Source organism: Frisingicoccus caecimuris (genome assembly GCF_004340975.1).
Taxonomy (GTDB): domain Bacteria; phylum Bacillota; class Clostridia; order Lachnospirales; family Lachnospiraceae; genus Frisingicoccus; species Frisingicoccus caecimuris.
Genome location: NZ_SLXA01000004.1, coordinates 96,012 through 112,118, shown reverse-complemented (window position 1 = coordinate 112,118; position 16,107 = coordinate 96,012). Strand labels below are relative to the sequence as shown.

Genomic DNA, 16,107 nt, shown 5'->3' with positions numbered 1-16,107 from the left:
GTACGCTTTACTTGTTGTTAGTCGTTTGGATCTGATTCTTCAAATTCGTCGATAAATGGGTCGTTTGACGACCGTTCGGAAGTCCGGGAATCTTTTGTATTGCTTAAATCTGGTTCAATATGCTTTTTTTTAAGAATGTAGTTTATCAGCTTATTGATAAGGAAGGTCAGGACGGCAACGATCGGAACGCCGAGGAACATTCCAAGAGGCCCTGCAAGAGCGCCGCCGACCGTAATGGCAAAGATAATGGAAATCGGCTGGAGGCCGGTGGATTTTCCGAGAATCTTTGGTCCGATGACAGAACCGTCTAACTGCTGAATCGCCAGGATTAAAACTGCAAAAATCAGAGAAGATTTCGGGCTGATAATGAGCAGGATCAATATACCCGGAACGGCTCCGATAAATGGTCCAAAGTAAGGAATCATGTTGGTGATTCCGACAATTAAGCTGATGATCAGCGCATAAGGCAGTTTTAAAATGGTCATACAGGCGAGACAGAGAATACCGATAATGGTGGAATCCAACGTCTTTCCGATGATGTACTGGCTGAAAATCTGGTTACAGTCTTTTAAGGTATCAAACAGAGTGAGACAGATGTCTTCCGGGAAAATGGCATAGGCTACCCGTTTTAATGATTTGATCAGCTTCTGCTTACTGAATAACAGATAGCAGGAGATGACAAAGGCCAATATAATATTGATAAACCAGCTAATGATCGAAAGGCCGGCGTTGTATAAAAACGGAAGGACCGTATCCGACATAAATGTACGGAAAAAATTAAATAAATCCGGCATGACATCTTCCGCTGCCTGGTAGATAAAAGATAAATCCAGAGTCGGAAAGCGTTCATCCAGAGAATAGAGCATATCCAGTGCGTTCTGATAAAGCGTCGGTGAAATCCTTACAAGCTGACTGATACTGTTTATAATCTGAGGTACAATAAAGATAAACACGAGGATGATCGCGCCGATGGCGATCACATAGGCCAGAATCATGGAAAGCAGCAGATGTCCCCGTTCAAACCTATGCTTCAGCGTTTTTTGAAAAAGAAAATTGTCAATGTGTTTTACCATTGGATTAGTAAAGTAAGCAATTAAAAATGCAAGAAGAAAAGGTGAAAAGACGGACAGTATCTGGCCGATCTGGTTTTTTGTGGACTGCCAGTTGCTGGTAAATCGGAAAATCAGCAGACAGATGGCAAAAGTTGCAATTGCGTAAATACAGATGGTAAAGTAAGTATTATTGGACTCGAAACGTTTTTTACGCTTCGGCTGTTTTTGGGGTTCATCCATTATTCTCGTCTCCTATCATGTGAATATTCATATGCGGGTAATCCATAGCAATATGATGCCGGTCAAAGGATTTTTTGATTTCTTCCATCAATATATAGTAAGCATCCCAGTACAATTCCGTAGGCACCCAGGCATGAATGACATACTGGATGGAACTGTCCTGATAGTTGCGTACATGGACGGCAGGTAACGGTTCCTGAATTAAATCAGGAAAAGAGCGAATGGCTTCATGGAGGGCTTCTTTTACATCTTCTACAGGGGCGTTGTAGGAAGCGCCAACAAAAATTTCAATACGCCGTTGTGTCTGAGAGGTATAATTGATGATTCGCCCCTCCGCAACCTGACTGTTTGGAAGAAAAACCGTTTTATTCTCCGGAGTCAAAAGCTGAGTGTATATAAGTCCGGTCTGAGTGACTTTGCCGGACAGGCTATCCAGTTTAATATAATCACCCACGGCAAAGGGACGGGTAAAGAGGATCGTCAGTCCTCCCGCCACATTGGATAAAAGTCCCTGAACAGACAGAGAAATCGCCAAACTGGCCACACTCAATAATGCTACAAGGGATGTCGTCGGTATGCCGAGATATTCGGTGATAATAATAATGGAAATAAAAATCAACAGGATTTTCAGCCCGTTGTTCAGGAATACCTGGATGGAGCGGTCCGGAGAAAACCGCTGTATGATTCTCTTAAAGATTTTTAAGAGGATTTTGCTCACAATATAGCATAAAAGTGTCAGGAGCAAAATATAAAATAACTTCTCTACCGAGAGAGAGCCTATAGATAATTCTAAAATTTGAGAAATTGTGTCCGTATTCATAATAGGGGGTGTTTGGGATGACCAAATCTTCCTTTCTGTATTAATAATAATATTATTATAGTACAAAAAGTCGACAGGGGATACCGGTAAATCTTAAATATTTCAAAAAAAAGTTCAAAAAAATTCTGTAGATTTTGTAAAAAGTACTTGCATATTTCCGGAAACCAGTATATAATTCTATTTGCACTGAAAAATGTACAGTATATGCGCTTTTAGCTCAGCTGGTAGAGCACCTGACTCTTAATCAGGGTGTCCAGGGTTCGAGCCCCTGAAGGCGCACACAAAGCACTGTTTTTGCAGACGTAGGAGCTGCGGGGACGGTGCTTTTTTACTTGTATGAGATCCGATGGATGACTTCATTTTTATTTTACAAAACAGGGAAATAGCGTATAATAAGGTATGGATGTTAAGGAGGAGCAGGATGTTTCAGAAAAAATCAACGGATATGCTGGAAGGGTCACCGCTTTGGTCGATGGTCTTTTTTGCCATGCCGATGATTATAGGTAATCTGTTCCAGCAGTTTTATAATATGGCCGATTCCGCTATTGTAGGAAAGTTTGTCAGCGAAAATGCATTGGCAGCGGTTGGAGCCAGTTATTCTTTAACGAATGTATTTATATGTATTGCCATTGGTGGTGGCGTGGGGTCTTCCGTTTTGACCAGCCAGTATCTTGGAAGCCGGGATTATGGTTCTATGAAAACCTCTGTGTATACGGCGCTGACCAGTTTTTTTGCAGTGAGTGTTGTTCTTGCGGTTTTCGGAGTGTCAGCCAGTCCGGCCATTATGGTGTGGCTCCGGACACCGGCCAATATTTTTGCCGAGGCGGTATTGTATTTAAGGATTTATTTTGTCGGATTACCGTTTTTATTCATGTATAATGTTTTGGCCAGTGTGTTTAATGCTTTGGGAAAATCAAAGATTCCTCTGTACTTTTTGATTTTTTCTTCTATCTTGAATGTCATTATGGACCTGTTTATGGTTATGGTGATGCATATGGGCGTTGCCGGTGTGGCGCTGGCTACGATTATTGCTCAGGGTATTTCGGCAGTGATTTCTTTTTTTGTACTTGTCCGGTATTTGAAAGGTCAGCCGGAACAGGGCGTTTTGTTCGATGGGGAAATGTTGGGACGTATGGTGAAGATTGCCCTGCCGTCCATCTTACAGCAGTCCATTGTATCCATCGGGATGATGCTGGTACAGAGTGTTGTCAATAGTTTTGGTTCGGCAGCGCTGGCTGGCTATTCGGCCGGAATTCGTATTGAAGGGATTTGCATTGTGCCGATGTCGGCCATGGGAAATGCGGTTTCCACCTTTACAGCTCAGAATATCGGTGCAGATCAAAAAGACCGGGTCGTTCAGGGATATCATGCGGCCTATGGTATAGTTGCCTTTTTTGGCGTACTTATTCTGGTAATCCTGGAGACCTGTAACAGGGGAATCATCGGCGCTTTTCTCGGGGCAGATTCCACAGGAATTGCTTTATCCACCGGAGTGTCCTATCTGAGATTTATGGGCCTTTTCTTTACAATGATCGGTCTGAAGATGATTACGGACGGTTTACTCCGGGGCGCAGGGGATATGACGGTGTTTACGATTTCGAATCTGGTAAATCTGGGAATCCGGGTGGCATTTGCCTTTTTAATGTCTCCGGTTCTGGGAATGCCGGCCGTCTGGTATGCGGTACCCATCGGATGGACAGCTAATTATTTGATTTCGTTCTGCGAGTATCGTACAGGAAAATGGCGTCAAAAGCAGATTCGATAGAAGAAAACAATGTATAAAGGAGAAATAAATTATGGTATGCAGAAGATGTGGGAAAGAAGTTGACCCGGGCGACCGTTTTTGCCGGTCCTGCGGGACACCTGTAAAAAAAGAAAAGACAAAGGCTTCCGGAGAGAAGCAGGCGGGATATAAAGACGATATTGAAAGTACAATGGGACATTTTGATGGAAAATATATGATGATGGCCGGAATTATTCTGGGGATTTTGATTATTCTGGGTGCGGTGAGAAAGATTACCTATAATTATCAGAACAAAGCGGAAACTGCCGTGGAAACGACAATAGAGACAACGGAGACAGAAAATGAGTAGAAAACGCAGAACCTCCCGGAGCAGGAAAAGCAAAGCCTTTGGATTTCGAAGGATTGTTGCCGGACTTGCTTTGATCGGTGCTCTGGCGGCCGGATATGGCTCTTATCAGGGGCTTTATTCAAATATATTTATGTCCGCCCGGCAGGTGGAAAACCTGGAAGAGATTCCTGAGTATGAGGGTCAGCCTTATGTGGTAGTGAATGAGAATGAGCCTTCTTTTAGTGACGAAGATAAAAATGGTCCGGCTTATGAATATTACAGTGAACGGGATGCCCTTGGAAGATGTGGCATTGCGGAAGCAAAAATCAGCCGGGAGCTTATGCCTGTGGAGGAACGGGGGGCCATTGGTTCAGTAAAGCCTTCCGGGTGGCATACGGTGAAATATGATTTTGTCGACGGTAAGTATTTGTATAACCGCTGCCATTTGATCGGTTATCAGCTTACCGGAGAAAATGCAAACGAAAGAAATCTGATCACAGGTACCCGATATATGAATGTGGAAGGGATGCTGCCCTGGGAAAATGAGGTGGCGGAATACATCGAACGGACCGGGGATGCGGTCATGTACAGGGTAACGCCGGTTTTTGAGGGCGCCAATCTGCTGGCGAGCGGCGTACAGATGGAGGCTGAGTCTGTAGGAAGCCATGATATACGATTTAATGTTTATGTGTTTAATGTACAGCCGGGCATTGAAATTGACTATACGACGGGAGAAAGTAGAGAAGAATAAATGAGAGCAAAACGCTGGCTCGGAGGAATTCTGATTCTTCTGATATTTATTATACCTATTCAAACTTATGCAGAAATTACAGGACCGGAAGCATTTGACGGGCTGAGTTGGGAACTGGTGCATGAGGAGGAGCTTCATGGCGGAGTGATTCAGTCCATGTGCGTGACGGATAATTATATCATCTGTATTGAAAATATGGCGGATAATTCGGAAACATTGGATATAGTCTCTGCCTATTATCGTTATGATAAGGACGCTGACGGCAATCCGGTGGAGCAGTATTCTCTCGCAAATCGTGTTCAGGACCGGGAATGGGAACATGGAAATGGCATGACATATAATCGAAGGACCAATGAGATTTATGTTTCTCTGTATACGAATACGATTGAAGAGAACCGGGGCTGCCTTTATGTAATGGATCCGGATACATTGTCGTATAAACGGACGGTCAAGGTAGCCGATGATTATAATATTCTTGGTATTGATTACATTGAGGAATTCGACCAGTATGTGATTCAGACCAATGTGGATGGGGGCTACAGCTTTAAAATTCTTGACAGGAATTTCCAGGTGATCGATGATCTGGGGGAATTTAAGGATTCGACGGTGGGGATCAATTTTCAGGATTGTATGGTGAGCGGCGATTATATTATCACATTTCCGCTGACATTGGATATGGGAATCGGTGATTATTTCAGTGTGTATTCCATAAAAGGACGGTGTATGGTCAAGGAGACCCGTCTGGATTTTGGGATTGATGAAGGGATATCTGAAGAACCGGAATCTCTGTGTGAGATCGGACCGGGAGAAATTCTGGCCGTGGTCAATATCTACACAGGAAATGCCAATCATGTTGCACGATTTTATAAAACCCAGGTGCCTTATTATCATTATGTCACGGTGGAGAGTGAGAATGGACAGGTCAGCGGAACCCGGATTCCAGTCCTTCGCGGCGGGGAATGTTCAATCGATTTTACTCCGGATGAGGGGTATGAATTTTCAGAATTGACGCTGGACGGTGCCGTCCAGGAAATGGCGGAGGATGCGGTAAGCTTTTCGCTGAACAATGTTCAGGGAGATCACCACGTGAGGGTGACATTTACGAAAATACCGTTCCCTGTTGTTAAGGCCGTACTTATTGCGCTGGCTACATTGGCGGCTATCGCTGTAGTATTCGTTATCTTCCGACGTGTTGAACAGAACTTAAAACGCAAACGCAGAAGAGAAATGCTGGCGAGACGCCGGGAAAGAAATCGGAGGAGAGAGCAGAGACTTGAAAAAGAGCTGGATCAGCTGGAAGAATTGGAGGAGATTATCGACAGACAAGATTACAGAAGCCGGATTCAAAAAGGAAAGAAGTAGAAATTTGTTGACTTTGGTCAAGGGGTATGCTACCATGAAAAAGTGATTAAATGCGTTATGCCAATATAGGTTTGGATGTCTGGCCCAAACGTTTCTACCGCACGCCGGAAGTTGTGACTATTGGTACTTATGATAGCTTATTACATTTGATGATTACTTGTTGGAGTATAGTAGTGTAATGGACGCATATTGGCAGCAGACTTAAGTAATTAAGTCTGTTTTCTTTTTCATTTTTGGGCTGAAAAACAAAATAAGGATTCATTAAAAACGGAGGTATGAAAATGAAGTTGAGAAAGTTTTTAGCACTTGCTCTGGCAGTGACAACGGTGTTGTCCATGAGTGTCCTTACCGGATGTTCTTCCAATTCCGGAAGTTCTTCTGAAAAATCTGCAGAAACAACGGAGACAGGCGAAACCGCAGGAGAAACTAAAGGGGAAGCAACAAATTTAAAGGACATTAAGATTGGTTTTATTTTCCTTCATGATGAGAATTCTACTTATGATAAGAATTTCATCGATGCTGCAAACGCTGCAAAGGAAGCACTTGGACTTTCTGATGAGCAGGTCATCTTTAAAACCAATATTCCTGAGAGCAGTGAATGTTATGAAGCAGCTGCTGACCTGGCAGACCGTGGATGCAATATCGTGTTTGCAGACAGCTTTGGGCATGAACAGTATATCGCACAGGCCGCTGCAGAATTCCCGGATGTTCAGTTCTGTCATGCAACAGGAACAACGGCTCATACAGCAGGTTTAGATAACTTCCACAATGCATTCGCTTCTATTTATGAAGGTCGTTATCTGGCTGGTATCGCTGCAGGTATGAAATTAAATGAAATGATCGCTGACGGCGAATTTACTGAAGATGAAGCAAAGATTGGTTATGTAGGCGCTTATACATATGCTGAGGTTATTTCCGGATATACCTCCTTCTATCTTGGAGCTAAATCCGTATGCCCAAGCGTTACAATGGAAGTACAGTTTACGGGAAGCTGGTATGATGAAACTGCTGAAAAAGAAGCAGCAAATACTCTGATCAGCCGTGATTGTAAGTTGATCAGCCAGCATGCAGACTCCATGGGTGCACCAACAGCCTGTGAGAGTGCCGGTGTTCCAAACGTATCTTATAACGGAAGTACAGTATCCGCTTGTCCGAATACATTTATTGTTTCTTCCAAGATCGACTGGGCTCCTTATTTTGAATACATTGTAAACTGTGTAGCAAATGGCGAAGCTATTGATGCTGACTGGTGCAAAGGTATAGCCGAAGGTTCTGTCGTTCTTACAGACTTAAATGACGCTGCTGCAGCTGAGGGAACCGCAGAAGCTATTGCAGAAGCTGAAGAAAAATTAGTTTCCGGTGATTTACATGTATTTGATACAACAACATTCACTGTAGATGGCGCTGCTTTGGATTCCTACATGGCAGATGTGGATACAGATGCAGATTACACACCAGATACCGAAGTAATCTCTGACGGATATTTCCATGAATCCGAGATGCGGTCAGCTCCGTATTTCGATCTTCGTATCGACGGAATTACAACATTGAATGAAATGTTCTAAATTATTACATTCACCCAACCGGGCGGGGCATTGACTGCCCCGCCTTTCTATATTTACAGCATATAGGAGGAATTATGGAGGAACAAAAAAACGCGGCGATTGAGTTGCGCAACATTACGAAAACCTTTGGAAAAGTCGTTGCGAATAAAAATGTCAGCCTTTGTGTGAACCGCGGCGAAATCCTTTCCATACTCGGAGAAAACGGCAGCGGAAAAACAACCCTGATGAATATGATTTCAGGTATCTATTTCCCGGACGAAGGTCAGATCTTTATTGACGGTAAGGAAGCAATCATCGCTTCTCCAAAGGATGCCTTTGATTATAAAATCGGTATGATTCACCAGCATTTTAAACTGGTAGATGTATTTTCGGCGACAGAGAATATTGTACTGGGCTTTGAAGAAGAGGGCGGTTACAATATCCGCCGTTCAGCCGAACGTATTCTTGCGATCAGTGAACAATACGGTTTTCATTTAGACCCGATGAAAAAAGTATATGAGATGTCTGTTTCCGAAAAGCAGATGGTGGAGATTATTAAAGTATTGTACCGGGGCGCAGATATTTTGATTCTGGATGAGCCGACGGCAGTCCTGACGCCACAGGAGACCCGGAATTTGTTTGATATTCTGCGGCGTATGCGTGAAGACGGAAAGGCAATTGTCATTATTACCCACAAACTTCATGAGGTCCTGTCGTTGTCCGACCGTGTGTCGGTTCTCAGAAAGGGCGAATATATCGGCACGGTGGAGACTGCAAAGACAAACGAAGCGGAGCTCACCGAAATGATGGTCGGCAAGAAAGTCTCATTGAATATTGAACGTAGTGAACCGGAGAATCCAAAGGAACGTTTAGTAGTCCGCAATGTTAATTGCAGAGACAGGAACGGTGTGCAGATATTAAAGGATGTGTCTTTTACAGCGCGTTCCGGAGAAATTCTCGGTATTGCCGGTATCGCGGGAAGCGGACAGAGGGAGCTTCTGGAAGCGATCGCCGGACTTCAGGCGCTTCAGAGCGGTGAAATCTTTTACTATGATCCGGAGACGGGAGAAGAGAGCAATTTAAGAGATAAAACGCCGCTGCAGATTCGGGATATGGGTGTGCGTTTGTCTTTTGTTCCGGAGGACCGTCTTGGCATGGGACTTGTGGGCAATATGGATATTACGGACAATATGATGCTTCGGAGTTACCGCAGCGGCAAATCGGTTTTTGTTAAGCGTAAGCCGCCGAGGGACCTGGCCCAGCATATTATCGAGCAGTTGGATGTTGTTACGCCAAGTGTTAATACGCCGGTACGACGACTTTCCGGCGGTAATGTACAAAAGGTGCTTGTAGGCCGTGAGATTGCCGCATCACCTACGGTGTTAATGGCTGCTTACCCGGTCCGGGGATTGGATATCAATTCTTCCTATCTTATTTATAATTTGCTGAATCGGCAGAAAAAAGCGGGCGTCGCCGTAATTTTTGTCGGAGAAGACCTGGATGTGCTGTTGGAACTTTGCGACCGCATCATGGTCATTGGTTCTGGTAAAATAACAGGAATGGTCGATGGACGGACGGCAACAAAAGAACAGATTGGTTTACTGATGACAAAAACAGATGGAGGGGAGACGCATGAGTAAAAAGAAACATGAGCCGAAGTTTCATATTGCCAAGCGAGACGCGCTTGACTGGTGGAAATCCTGGCTGATTCGAATCTGCGCAGTTGCGGCTGCCCTGATCGTATGCGCATTGGTGACGGTGGTTCTGACAGGAGAGAATCCAATTGGTGTTTATGTAAAGATGTTTGAGGGAGCCTTCGGAACAAAACGGAGAATATGGAGTCTGGTCCAGAATATTGCGATGCTTTTGTGTGTGTCTCTCGCAGTGACACCGGCATTTAAAATGCGGTTTTGGAATATCGGCGCCGAGGGCCAGGTACTGGCAGGAGGACTTGCCACAGCGGCCTGTATGATTTTGTTCGGCAACAAGCTGCCGAGTGTCGCACTGTATGCTTTAATGATCATCACCAGTTGTCTGGCCGGCGCTGTCTGGGCGGTGATTCCGGCATTTTTCCGGGCAAACTGGAAGACAAATGAGACGTTGTTTACACTGATGATGAATTATATTGCAATTCAGCTTGTATCCTATTTCACCTATATCTGGTCCGTACCAAAGGGATCCGGACAGATTGGCGTTATTAATCAGTCGACTCGTAGCGGATGGATGCCGTCTTTGGGCGGATATGATTATCTGCTGAATATTTTGGTGGTGGCGGGTTTGACGGTGTTTATGTTCGTCTATCTGCGCAGCAGTAAGCAGGGTTATGAAATTTCTGTTGTAGGTGAGAGTGAGAATACGGCCCGGTATGTGGGAATCGATGTAAAGAAGGTTATTATCCGTACAATGCTTCTTTCGGGTGCAATCTGCGGAATTGCAGGCCTTCTGTTAGTCAGCGGAACGGACCATACGATTACAAGAGACACAGCGGCCGGCCGTGGATTTACAGCTATTATGGTTTCCTGGCTTGCCAAATTTAATCCTCTGTATATGGTTCTGACATCCTTCCTGATTGTTTTTCTTCAGAAGGGAGCTATAGAGATATCAACGACTTTTGGATTGAACAGTTCATTTTCTGATATCCTGACAGGAATTATTATTTTCTTTATCATAGGAAGTGAATTTTTTATTAATTATACAATTAAGGTTCACAATTCTAAGAAAGGGGAGAAAGAATCATGATAGCATCTTTTATTCAACGTGCGGTTGTTCAGGGAATTCCGCTTTTATTTGGTTCTACCGGAGAGATCATCACTGAAAAGTCCGGTAATCTGAATCTGGGAATTCCGGGAATCATGTATGTGGGCGGAATCAGTGGTGTCATCGGCGCATTTATGTATGAACGTTCTCTGGCGGATCCATCTGCAATGAATCCATTTCTGGCAGTGATTATCCCCCTTTTGACCTGTGTGCTGGGGTCATTATGTATGGGATTGATTTATTCCCTTTTGACTGTAACTCTTCGAGCTAATCAGAATGTAACGGGTCTTGCCCTTACTACTTTTGGAACCGGTTTTGGTAACTTTTTTGGCGGTTCTCTGATCAAGCTGGTGAAAAGTGACATGCCATCCATTAGTTTGACTGCCACAAGTAACTGCTTTCGGACAACATTGCCATTTGCAAACAAATTTGGTCCGGTGGGACAGGTGCTGTTTTCCTACAGCTTTCTCGCCTATGTGGCCATCGTACTGGCTTTGATCACGTCTTATGTGTTGGGTCGAACCCGTGTGGGTCTTCATCTTCGGGCGGTCGGTGAAAATCCGGCGACGGCAGATGCGGCCGGTATTAATGTCAACCGGTATAAATACGTAGCCACTTGTCTTGGCAGTGTGATCGCAGGACTGGGCGGTCTGTATTATGTTATGGATTATGCCAACGGCGTCTGGTCCAATGATGGTTTTGGTGACCGGGGATGGCTTGCCATTGCTCTGGTTATTTTCGCTATCTGGAGACCAAATCTGAGCATCCTGGGTTCCATCTTGTTTGGCGGTCTGTTTATTATATATAATTACATTCCAAATCTGGGAATGAGTGATCAGGAGTTATTCAAAATGCTTCCATATGTCGTAACCATCATTGTACTGATCATTATCAGTATTCGGGAAAGCCGGGAGACACAGCCTCCGGCCCATCTTGGCATATCATATTTCCGTGAAGAGCGATAAAATGTGAGAAATATTATAATGGAGGGTGCTTTCGGGTAAAAAACGAAAGCACCCTCTCGCTGTATAACGAGTTTAGTCAGCGCAGGAATAATTGCAAAGCTCCATTCAGACACCCCCTATCGAGTTCGTCCGGTCTCCAACACACGGATATAGTGGTTGGCTTCCCGAAGAACATGGTCTGCCAACAGAGGCAGTATAATCGAGGAAATCTGACAGTCGAGAATCCCCTTTGCTCCGGCGGCTTTAAAGTCTCGGTATTTCAGGGTTTCTTTTAATGCCTTTTCCGTCATCCGGTTGGCCCGGCGATCCTGGCGGCAGGCTGTCTCGAGAAGCTGCGCATACTTTTTAGAAAAATCATCGGCAGTTTCAATAAGTGCTGTTTCGGATGGGTCCAGAAGACCCCGGATAAACCAGGCATGCTCCATCATAATTTGATTCCAGAAGGCCTCAGTTTCATAGAGATTCTGGTAGCAAATATTCCTGTTTGACGTAATCCGCATTAAAATGTCCCGGTACAGTCTGGCTTCACGCATAATGTGTTCGATAAGGAGCGGGTAATTGGCTGTGTAAAGCTGGCAGTGATTCACTTCACACAGAATGCGTTCCTTAAAGCGGATAAATCCATTTAACAGTTCATGGGCGCGTTCATTTATACAGGAAACCGGTTCATACAGTGGCTGGTTTTCTTCACAGAGACAGCCATAGTGCAGCGCCTGCGTTTTTTTTGAAATTTTGCTGTCGATGGCGATACCGCTTAAAGCCTCGGTCTTGCGTTCTGCGGGGATCGTGAATTCAGTAATCAGTTCATTGGAATTTAAAACGGATTCATGGACATTTCCGGCAGAAATTTTGAGAGTATCATTTAAAAGTTCTTCAAATTTCCGGAGAAAATATTCGGCTTCTTCTATAAAATCTTTTTCACAGCAAGGAAAACCTGCTTTCAGAAAAAGAGCGTGTTCCTTCATGATTCTTGCGAAAAAAAGATGGGTTTCTATTGAAAGAGTGACATAATCTCTCATAAACATTTATACCTTTTTAAATTGGTTTCCTTATAATATATGTGGTATCAGGGGAAGGGGTACGAGAGAAACAGGATTCAGAATTCAAAAAAGCCCCGGGCTGATTTCCAGGGCTTTACAGTTCGATATTATTTCATCTTTATGAAAAAAATAGCGTATCCTGAAGGTTTTCTTTTCGGATACGCTGTATGCAGTTGATGGGAGTTGAACCCACACGAGTATTACCTCACTAGAACCTGAATCTAGCGCGTCTGCCATTCCGCCACAACTGCATTCGCTACAATATTATGTTTGCGACTTTTTTATATTATCAAATAATTAAAAAATAATCAAGTGTTTTTTATAAAAAACTTTTGATAACTTTTAACATTTTTCCGGTTCCGGGTAGGTTTCGCCAAAAAGTTCTACAGTCATAGACTGGATCTTCTGAGGAAGTTTTGGAGCATCCATGCGGTTTGTTGGTACAGTAGCGATTTTATCGACCACGTTCATACCCTGAATGATCTTTCCGAAAGCAGCATAAGCACCGTCAAGATGCGGAGCAGCCTGATGCATGATGAAGAATTGGGAACCTGCTGAGTTCGGCATCATCGTGCGGGCCATGGATAATACGCCTGCATCGTGTTTCAGGTTGTTTTCAAAACCATTCTGTGAAAATTCACCGCGAATGGAGTAGCCAGGGCCGCCCATGCCTGTGCCGTCCGGGCATCCACCCTGAATCATAAAGCCTTTGATGACACGATGAAAGATCAAGCCATCATAGTATCCTTTTTGTACAAGGGAGATGAAGTTATTTACTGTATTCGGAGCGATTTCAGGATAAAGTTCAGCCTTCATCACATCGCCGTTTTCCATAGTGATCGTAACAATTGGATTTGACATGATAAATCCACCTTTCTTTTATAATTTCCACTTTCATATTGTAGCTGAAATTCCATAGGAAGTAAAGGCTTTTCATTGAATAAACAGATAAAATGTTCTATAATATGAGCATATCAGAATTTGAGGAGGGAACTTGAAAATGGCCATTCTTGCGGTAAAAATCGACAATCTGGCGACGCTGCGGATGAACGAATTTTTTGATTATGCGGGACACTGTTGGGCCCTCAGCCGCAGCAGAGACGGGGAAGATGCGGTGGGCGCCGAGCTGGAAGATTTTTATGAGGGGACTGTGCGGAGCGGCCATATGGAAGGGGTTCCGGTGGTGTTTATTCATGGAGATCAGGCAGTTGGCTGGTATATATCGGCGACGGTCTATCGGTACATCCGTCATCCGTCCCTTTTTCTGGAGGGTAATATCTGTGCGGACACGAGAAATGTACGGCTGTTAAAACATTCGATATTTGTTGAAGGCCTGGAATTTTCACGGGATAAAAATTATCTGGTCATTGAAAGCGGAGATGAGAGATATTTCCCTTTGAAATCATTGATCAATGAAGACAGAGGACCCTTTGAGACTGTGGATTATGCAAAAACCATGGCGGATGACCGGGGAAAAAATGTGGGAAGAAAAGAACGGATCAGTCGGCTTTTGCAGAGATGCGAGATTTTTGCGGCTGAGATCATGGAAGACAGGTGCCAGGGGATTGGTACGGTGAAAGCACTGGCAGAGGCAGCTTTGGAAGTGACCCGGATGGAGGCGGATAATGTAAATGGCTGGTACTATCTGGCTATGGCTTATTACCAGCTTGGGATTGTGCGGAAGGGGTTGAAAGCAATCGATCGGGCAATCCGTCTGGAACCGGATGGGGACGATCTGCTGGTCATGAAAGGAAATCTTCTGGTGAGCAATAGTTGTCTTGAAGAAGCGCTGCGGTGTTATGAAGAGGCTTATGCCATCCATCCGGCGGAAAGTTATCTCATAATGGCGGGGCGGGCCTGCGCCTGCATGGGCAATCCGGTGGCAGCGGAGCGGTATTATCAGAAGGTAAAGGATCCGGAGATTTTAAAAGCATTTGAAATTCGATTGGGTAAAAAGAAATTAATTTAGGGAATGGGACAGGGGGCAGTGACATGGAAAAGTATATGATGGCATTGGATCAGGGAACGACGAGTTCCCGGTGTATTTTGTTTAATAAGGCCGGAGAAATTGTCAGTGTGGCTCAGCAGGAGTTTTCGCAGATTTATCCAAAGGCCGGATGGGTGGAACACGACCCGCTGGAGATATGGACAACACAGATGAGCGTGGCTATTGCGGCGATGGGCAAAGCCGGAGTGACGGCGGAAAATATTGCGGGTATTGGAATTACGAATCAGAGAGAGACAACGGTGGTATGGGATAAGCATACCGGCCTTCCCGTATATAATGCCATTGTCTGGCAATGCCGGAGAACGTCGGAATATATCGACTCGTTGAAAACAAAAGGTTATGATCAGGACATTCTGGAAAAGACCGGTCTGATCGCGGATGCCTACTTTTCGGGAAGCAAGATTAAATGGATTCTGGAAAATGTGGAAGGCGCCAGAGAATCGGCAGAAAATGGCGATTTGCTTTTTGGAACCATTGATACGTGGCTCATCTGGAAACTGACCGGTGGAGAGATTTTTGTGACAGATTATACGAATGCGTCCCGGACCATGCTCTACAACATTCATGAGTTGTGTTGGGATGAAGAAATCCTGGCAGTGATGAATATTCCAAAGAGTATGCTGCCGGAGGTAAAGCCTTCCAGTCATGTTTACGGGTATACAAATGAGGGCATTCTCGGAGGAAGGATTCCGATCAGCGGTATTGCGGGAGATCAGCAGGCGGCTCTGTTTGGCCAGTGCTGTTTTGAACCGGGAGAAGCAAAAAATACATACGGTACGGGCTGCTTTTTATTAATGAATACGGGTAAGGAAGCGGTGACTTCAAAAAGAGGTCTTTTGACGACGATTGCGGCCAGTGCAGACGGCAGCGTAAATTATGCACTGGAAGGAAGTATTTTCATGGCCGGCGCAGCAATCCAATGGCTTCGGGACGAAATGCGGATGATCAAATCGGCCGGAGATTCGGAAGAATATGCTTTGGCGGTGGAGGATTCCAATGGTGTTTATGTGGTTCCGGCCTTTACCGGTCTGGGGGCGCCCTACTGGGATCAGTATGCCAGAGGAACGGTGGTTGGCTTGACCCGGGGCGTAAAAAAAGAACATTTTATCCGGGCTACGCTTGAATCCCTGGCCTATCAGACCTACGATGTGTTAAAGGCAATGGAAGCGGATTCGGGAATTACACTGTCGGCTCTGAAGGTGGACGGCGGAGCCTGTGCGAATAACTTCTTGATGCAGTTTCAGGCGGATATACTAAACACGCCGGTGCATCGGCCGGAATGCGTGGAGACAACGGCGCTGGGCGCTGCTTATCTGGCCGGCATTGCCGTAGGTTATTGGAAGGATACGGAAGATATTAAGGAAAACTGGAAGCTTGCCCGGACTTTTACGGCGGATATGGAAGAAAGCAGCAGAGAAAAGGCTGTTTTCGGCTGGCATGAAGCGGTAAAACGGTCTTATGGATGGGCAAGATAGCGTAGGAAAGGGGAGTGTGAC

At 44.8% G+C, this 16,107-nt stretch carries 13 protein-coding genes, 2 tRNA genes, 1 pseudogene and 1 riboswitch; of the genes and pseudogenes, 11 read left to right on the top strand and 5 right to left on the bottom strand.

Features of this window, described 5'->3' with window-relative positions:
* Positions 1-17: 17 nt before the first annotated feature.
* Both EV212_RS05960 and EV212_RS05955 read right to left on the bottom strand, forming a co-directional pair.
* Positions 18-1,292, bottom strand: a complete 1,275-nt coding sequence (locus EV212_RS05960; RefSeq protein ID WP_132090357.1) for an AI-2E family transporter — start codon at positions 1,290-1,292, stop codon at positions 18-20.
* Positions 1,285-2,112, bottom strand: a complete 828-nt coding sequence (locus tag EV212_RS05955) for a mechanosensitive ion channel family protein (RefSeq protein WP_132090354.1) — start codon at positions 2,110-2,112, stop codon at positions 1,285-1,287. The genes EV212_RS05960 and EV212_RS05955 overlap by 8 nt, the downstream gene beginning before the upstream one ends.
* Positions 2,113-2,318: 206 nt before the next feature.
* Here EV212_RS05955 and EV212_RS05950 point away from each other — a divergent pair.
* From EV212_RS05950 to EV212_RS05910, 9 genes and pseudogenes are all read left to right on the top strand, one after another.
* A tRNA-Lys gene (locus tag EV212_RS05950) sits at positions 2,319-2,391 on the top strand.
* A 142-nt stretch (positions 2,392-2,533) separates the two neighbouring features.
* Positions 2,534-3,877: an MATE family efflux transporter gene (locus EV212_RS05945; protein WP_132090351.1), complete on the top strand. Its 1,344-nt coding sequence runs from the start codon at positions 2,534-2,536 to the stop codon at positions 3,875-3,877.
* Between the two features lie 31 nt (positions 3,878-3,908).
* The gene (locus EV212_RS05940; RefSeq protein ID WP_132090348.1) at positions 3,909-4,205 is read left to right on the top strand and encodes a zinc-ribbon domain-containing protein; all 297 of its coding nucleotides are present in this window, start codon (positions 3,909-3,911) and stop codon (positions 4,203-4,205) included.
* Positions 4,198-4,929 (top strand): annotated as a pseudogene (locus tag EV212_RS05935) (DNA/RNA non-specific endonuclease); the annotation flags it as partial. The gene EV212_RS05940 and the pseudogene EV212_RS05935, both read left to right, overlap by 8 nt.
* Before the next feature lie 6 nt (positions 4,930-4,935).
* A complete protein-coding gene (locus EV212_RS05930) occupies positions 4,936-6,297 on the top strand; it encodes an InlB B-repeat-containing protein (RefSeq protein ID WP_132090342.1) in 1,362 nt (453 codons plus the stop codon).
* A 41-nt stretch (positions 6,298-6,338) separates the two neighbouring features.
* A riboswitch (purine riboswitch) is annotated at positions 6,339-6,437 on the top strand.
* A 141-nt stretch (positions 6,438-6,578) separates the two neighbouring features.
* Positions 6,579-7,862 (top strand): BMP family ABC transporter substrate-binding protein, encoded by a 1,284-nt coding sequence (locus EV212_RS05925; RefSeq protein ID WP_132090339.1) that lies wholly within the window; start codon positions 6,579-6,581, stop codon positions 7,860-7,862.
* A gap of 74 nt (positions 7,863-7,936) precedes the next feature.
* Positions 7,937-9,481, top strand: coding sequence for an ABC transporter ATP-binding protein (locus tag EV212_RS05920; RefSeq protein ID WP_132090336.1), 1,545 nt, complete (start codon positions 7,937-7,939; stop codon positions 9,479-9,481).
* Positions 9,474-10,580 carry an ABC transporter permease gene (locus EV212_RS05915; RefSeq protein ID WP_132090333.1) on the top strand — a complete coding sequence of 369 codons (1,107 nt, stop codon included), beginning with the start codon at positions 9,474-9,476 and terminating at the stop codon, positions 10,578-10,580. The genes EV212_RS05920 and EV212_RS05915 overlap by 8 nt, the downstream gene beginning before the upstream one ends.
* Positions 10,577-11,563 carry an ABC transporter permease gene (locus EV212_RS05910; protein ID WP_132090330.1) on the top strand — a complete coding sequence of 329 codons (987 nt, stop codon included), beginning with the start codon at positions 10,577-10,579 and terminating at the stop codon, positions 11,561-11,563. The genes EV212_RS05915 and EV212_RS05910 overlap by 4 nt, the downstream gene beginning before the upstream one ends.
* Before the next feature lie 116 nt (positions 11,564-11,679).
* Here the strand turns inward: EV212_RS05910 and EV212_RS05905 are convergent, their stop codons facing one another.
* The 3 genes from EV212_RS05905 to EV212_RS05895 all read right to left on the bottom strand — a co-directional run bounded on the left by EV212_RS05905 (position 11,680) and on the right by EV212_RS05895 (position 13,464).
* Positions 11,680-12,582 (bottom strand): DUF2935 domain-containing protein, encoded by a 903-nt coding sequence (locus EV212_RS05905; protein ID WP_132090327.1) that lies wholly within the window; start codon positions 12,580-12,582, stop codon positions 11,680-11,682.
* Between the two features lie 189 nt (positions 12,583-12,771).
* Positions 12,772-12,854: transfer RNA gene (locus EV212_RS05900), tRNA-Leu, on the bottom strand.
* 91 nt (positions 12,855-12,945) lie between these two features.
* A complete protein-coding gene (locus EV212_RS05895; protein WP_132090324.1) occupies positions 12,946-13,464 on the bottom strand; it encodes a peptidylprolyl isomerase in 519 nt (172 codons plus the stop codon).
* Positions 13,465-13,603: 139 nt separating this feature from the next.
* Between EV212_RS05895 and EV212_RS05890 the strand changes: the two genes are divergently transcribed.
* Positions 13,604-14,572 carry a tetratricopeptide repeat protein gene (locus EV212_RS05890; protein ID WP_132090321.1) on the top strand — a complete coding sequence of 323 codons (969 nt, stop codon included), beginning with the start codon at positions 13,604-13,606 and terminating at the stop codon, positions 14,570-14,572.
* A gap of 23 nt (positions 14,573-14,595) precedes the next feature.
* Complete coding sequence (gene glpK, locus EV212_RS05885; RefSeq protein WP_132090318.1) at positions 14,596-16,086, top strand: glycerol kinase GlpK; 1,491 nt, start codon at positions 14,596-14,598, stop codon at positions 16,084-16,086.
* Positions 16,087-16,107 lie beyond the last annotated feature (21 nt).

Excerpts from the sequence above, each read along its gene's own strand:
- glpK (WP_132090318.1), top strand. The coding sequence starts at position 14,596 with ATGGAAAAGTATATGATGGCATTGGATCAGGGAACGACGAGTTCCCGG.
- EV212_RS05940 (WP_132090348.1), top strand. The coding sequence starts at position 3,909 with ATGGTATGCAGAAGATGTGGGAAAGAAGTTGACCCGGGCGACCGTTTT.
- EV212_RS05905 (WP_132090327.1), bottom strand. The coding sequence starts at position 12,582 with ATGAGAGATTATGTCACTCTTTCAATAGAAACCCATCTTTTTTTCGCA.
- EV212_RS05925 (WP_132090339.1), top strand. The coding sequence starts at position 6,579 with ATGAAGTTGAGAAAGTTTTTAGCACTTGCTCTGGCAGTGACAACGGTG.
- EV212_RS05955 (WP_132090354.1), bottom strand. The coding sequence starts at position 2,112 with ATGAATACGGACACAATTTCTCAAATTTTAGAATTATCTATAGGCTCT.
- EV212_RS05920 (WP_132090336.1), top strand. The coding sequence starts at position 7,937 with ATGGAGGAACAAAAAAACGCGGCGATTGAGTTGCGCAACATTACGAAA.
- EV212_RS05960 (WP_132090357.1), bottom strand. The coding sequence starts at position 1,292 with ATGGATGAACCCCAAAAACAGCCGAAGCGTAAAAAACGTTTCGAGTCC.
- EV212_RS05910 (WP_132090330.1), top strand. The coding sequence starts at position 10,577 with ATGATAGCATCTTTTATTCAACGTGCGGTTGTTCAGGGAATTCCGCTT.
- EV212_RS05890 (WP_132090321.1), top strand. The coding sequence starts at position 13,604 with ATGGCCATTCTTGCGGTAAAAATCGACAATCTGGCGACGCTGCGGATG.
- EV212_RS05930 (WP_132090342.1), top strand. The coding sequence starts at position 4,936 with ATGAGAGCAAAACGCTGGCTCGGAGGAATTCTGATTCTTCTGATATTT.
- EV212_RS05895 (WP_132090324.1), bottom strand. The coding sequence starts at position 13,464 with ATGTCAAATCCAATTGTTACGATCACTATGGAAAACGGCGATGTGATG.
- EV212_RS05945 (WP_132090351.1), top strand. The coding sequence starts at position 2,534 with ATGTTTCAGAAAAAATCAACGGATATGCTGGAAGGGTCACCGCTTTGG.
- EV212_RS05915 (WP_132090333.1), top strand. The coding sequence starts at position 9,474 with ATGAGTAAAAAGAAACATGAGCCGAAGTTTCATATTGCCAAGCGAGAC.